This is a genomic window from Mesorhizobium sp. M7A.F.Ca.ET.027.03.2.1, assembly GCF_003999175.1.
GTDB lineage: Bacteria > Pseudomonadota > Alphaproteobacteria > Rhizobiales > Rhizobiaceae > Mesorhizobium.
The window spans coordinates 1-3,522 of the sequence record NZ_RZOM01000646.1; the positions used below are offsets into that span (position 1 = coordinate 1).

Sequence of the window (3,522 nt, forward strand, 5' to 3'; positions counted from 1 at the left end):
CTGCTAATCTCCCCACTTGAGGGGGAGATGGCCGGCAGGCCAGAGGGGGGTGCTGTCCCGCCGGCATCGAAGGTTTGCACCGCCAATCCACCTGCGTTGGCCCATGGCCAGCCCTACCCTTTCCCTGCAAAATGGCCACCAAATCCTGCGAGAACCTCCCATGCGCACACTCATCTCCACCGGTTCGCCCTTCGAAAAGACCGCCGGCTATTCGCGTGCGGTGGTGCAGGGCGACTGGTGTTTCGTGTCCGGGACGACCGGCTACGACTATACGACGATGACGATGCCGGAGACGGTGGAGGCGCAGACGCGCAATTGCCTGGCGACGATTGCCAAGGCGCTGAAGGACGGCGGCTTCGAGATGGCTGACGTGGTGCGGGCGCATTACTACATCACCGACCAGGCCTTCGTGGACATCGTCTTCCCGATCCTCGGCGAGACGTTCGGCGAGATCAGGCCGGCGGCGACGATGATCGTCTGCCAGCTCAACAGATCGGAAATGAAGATCGAGATCGAAGTCACCGCGCTGCGGCGCACGGCATGAAAGGCCGACGATGAAAGTCCAGCGCATCGTTGCCAATATCGAGACATCGAATGTCGCCGCGGCGAAGCATTTCTACCAGGATGTCCTCGGCCTCGATGTGCTGATGGACCTTGGCTGGATCGCCACCTATGGCTCGCAAGCAAAGATGGATGTTCAGGTCAGTTTCATGGCGCAAGGCGGCTCCGAAACGCCGGTGCCGGATCTTTCGATCGAGGTCGATGATGTCGATGCGGCGCTCGACGCCATGCAGGCGGCGGGCTTCGCCATCGAATACGGACCGGCCGACGAGCCCTGGGGCGTGCGCCGCTTCTATGTCCGCGATCCGTTCGGCCGGCTGGTCAACATTCTCTCGCATCGGTGAAGGCAAGGCGCTGCAATTTGCGGGAGGCTGGCGGGGCAGAGGGGAGCGCGAAGGATCGCAAACGAACGAGGTTGTTCTTGATCGCTGCGTTACTCCTTGCGCACAACCGGCTTGGCGTTTAGCAAGGCCGCGGTTCAAATTCTTTCCAGGACGGTTCCTCCATGGCAACGAAGCATCTTTTCCTGCTCCCCGGTGACGGCATCGGTCCCGAGGCCATGGCCGAGGTCAAGAAACTGATCGCGGTCATGAACGACAAGCTCGGCAGCGGTTTTGCCACCGATGAGGGGCTGGTCGGCGGCTGCGCCTATGACGCGCATGGCGCGGCGATCTCCGATGCCGACATGGAAAAGGCGATGGCGGCCGACGCGGTGCTGTTCGGCGCCGTCGGCGGTCCCAAATGGGATGCGGTGCCCTACGAGGTGCGCCCTGAGGCCGGCCTGCTGCGCCTGCGCAAGGACATGGAGCTGTTTGCCAACCTTCGCCCGGCCATCTGCTACCCGGCGCTGGCGGCGTCCTCCTCGCTCAAGCAGGAGGTGGTCGAAGGCCTCGACATATTGATCGTGCGCGAGCTGACCGGCGGCGTCTATTTCGGCGAGCCCAAGCAGATCATCGATCTCGGCAACGGCCAGAAGCGCGGCATCGACACCCAGGTCTACGACACGTTCGAGATCGAGCGCATTTCGGGCGTCGCCTTCGAACTGGCACGGACGCGCAAGAACCACGTCACCTCGATGGAAAAGCGCAATGTGATGAAGTCGGGCGTGCTGTGGAACGAGGTCGTCACCCAGACCCACAAGGCGCGCTATTCCGACGTCAAGCTCGACCACATGCTGGCCGATGCCGGCGGCATGCAGCTGGTGCGCTGGCCAAAGCAGTTCGACGTCATCGTCACCGACAATCTGTTCGGCGACATGCTGTCCGACATTGCCGCCATGCTGACCGGCTCGATCGGCATGCTGCCGTCGGCCTCGCTCGGCGCGCCTGATGTGAAGACCAAGAAGCGCAAGGCGCTCTACGAGCCGGTGCACGGTTCGGCCCCCGACATCGCCGGCAGGGGCATCGCCAACCCGATCGCCATGATCGCTTCCTTCGCCATGTGCCTGCGCTATTCCTTCGGCATGGTCGATGAAGCCGACCGCGTCGAAAGCGCGATCGCCGCCGTGCTCGACGCGGGCCTGCGGACGAAAGACATCATGTCCGATGGCATGACCGAGGTCGGTACGGTTGAGATGGGCGACGCGATCATCGCCAAATTCCTGGGCTGATACTGTGACGGTCGACGTCCGCTGGGCGACGATCGACGACGCCGCGGCACTCGCGGCCATATTGTGCGAGATGGCTGTTCACTACCGGCAGCCACCTCTCGATGCCGACCGGGCCCTGTCTGCTGCACGCAAATGGCTTGGCGAGGAAAGCCCGGCCTATCCGCATTTCGCGCTCGCCTTCGTCGACGGCGAAGTCAGCGGCCTGGCGTCGGTGGCGATCGCGCATCCTGGTATCGATCTCGAGCGGCTGCTGTTCCTCAAGGATCTGTTCGTGTGCGAGAAGGTTCGCAACGCCGGCGTCGGCCGGGCGCTGATCGGCTTTCTCGCCGATCATTGCCTGCGCGAAGGCATCGGCCGCATCGACCTGACCAGCGAGGACTGGAACGAGGGCGCACTGCGCTTCTACGACCGGCTTGGCGCCGAACGCCACGGCCAGAAGGTCTTTCTCAGGCTTTCGGGCGAGGCGCTGAAAAGCGGCTAGATCCTGACGCCTGCCGGCACTGGTCCCCAAGGGTTTTCGCCCACCTGGGACGGCAGAAGTCCGAAGACCAGCAAGGCAATGCTGCCAATGGGAGTGATGAAGCCCAGCAGTGCAAACCAGCCGCTCAGACCCGCGTCATGCACACGCCGCACGATCATGCCGAGGCTGGGAAGGAGTGTCGCCAGCAGGAACGTGCCGCACAACCCGACCGTTATCGCGCCCGAGATATCACTGTCGAAACCGCCCATATCCATATCGGTGTACAGGCCGATGCCGCCGATGATCAGCAGGCAAACCGTCCAGAACAGGCAGTAGCCCCAATATTCCTTGCGGCGGGCGCGTCCGGCGAAATTGAAATAGTTCTGCGTCACGCCGCGCCAGAAATAGCCCCAGAGATCGCCGGGCTCGGCTATCTCGGAAGATCGACCGAAATGCTGCGCAGCGGGCGGGACCACTGCGGACGGAACGCTGGCCTGGGCCGGTGCGGCTTTGACGCTGGGATTGGCGGCGGAGTGAGCGGCAGTCGGAGCGGTGATCGAAAAAACGTCGCGCGCCTGGCCGCCACCCGGCTGGAACTCGACGGCCGCGCCCTTCCGCATAGCAGTTTCCCGGCGCAGGTTCTCGCGGGTGAAGGTGTAACGGTTGCCGTCGGCCCCGGATATGAAGCCGAAGCCCTGGATCTCGTCATAGTGAAGCACTTCGCCGCGCATTTGCCACCCCCGCTCGCCACGTCCCGGCCGAAGGTGGCACAGGGCCGGGCCGATGGGCAAGCCAGCATGGCTACCGTCTTAGCGGCAAATGAAGCATAAGGCATCGAGTGCAACCGCCTCCGGCCGAAGCAGAACATGACAGTCGAGAGTCCTGACAGTAA

5 protein-coding genes are annotated in these 3,522 nt (G+C 63.4%); 4 read left to right on the forward strand and 1 reads right to left on the reverse strand.

Annotated features, from left to right (window positions below; translation table 11 throughout):
* The first annotated feature begins 160 nt into the window (after positions 1-160).
* From EN750_RS24035 to EN750_RS24050, 4 genes are all read left to right on the forward strand, one after another.
* Positions 161-544: a RidA family protein gene (locus EN750_RS24035; RefSeq protein WP_127397858.1), complete on the forward strand. Its 384-nt coding sequence runs from the start codon at positions 161-163 to the stop codon at positions 542-544.
* Between the two features lie 10 nt (positions 545-554).
* Positions 555-905, forward strand: a complete 351-nt coding sequence (locus tag EN750_RS24040; RefSeq protein WP_127397859.1) for a VOC family protein — start codon at positions 555-557, stop codon at positions 903-905.
* Positions 906-1,066: 161 nt separating this feature from the next.
* Positions 1,067-2,170: a 3-isopropylmalate dehydrogenase gene (gene leuB / locus EN750_RS24045; RefSeq protein ID WP_127397861.1), complete on the forward strand. Its 1,104-nt coding sequence runs from the start codon at positions 1,067-1,069 to the stop codon at positions 2,168-2,170.
* Positions 2,171-2,174: 4 nt separating this feature from the next.
* Entirely contained in the window at positions 2,175-2,651 is a 477-nt protein-coding gene (locus EN750_RS24050; protein ID WP_127397862.1) for a GNAT family N-acetyltransferase, read from the forward strand.
* Here EN750_RS24050 and EN750_RS24055 read toward each other — a convergent pair.
* Positions 2,648-3,361, reverse strand: a complete 714-nt coding sequence (locus tag EN750_RS24055) for a DUF805 domain-containing protein (RefSeq protein WP_127397864.1) — start codon at positions 3,359-3,361, stop codon at positions 2,648-2,650. The two genes, EN750_RS24050 and EN750_RS24055, sit on opposite strands and share 4 nt — an antisense overlap.
* Between the last annotated feature and the right edge of the window lie 161 nt (positions 3,362-3,522).

Bases quoted from the DNA above. Each gene is read 5' to 3' on its own strand.
- EN750_RS24040 (WP_127397859.1), top strand. From the start codon at position 555: ATGAAAGTCCAGCGCATCGTTGCCAATATCGAGACATCGAATGTCGCC.
- leuB (WP_127397861.1), top strand. From the start codon at position 1,067: ATGGCAACGAAGCATCTTTTCCTGCTCCCCGGTGACGGCATCGGTCCC.
- EN750_RS24055 (WP_127397864.1), bottom strand. From the start codon at position 3,361: ATGCGCGGCGAAGTGCTTCACTATGACGAGATCCAGGGCTTCGGCTTC.
- EN750_RS24035 (WP_127397858.1), top strand. From the start codon at position 161: ATGCGCACACTCATCTCCACCGGTTCGCCCTTCGAAAAGACCGCCGGC.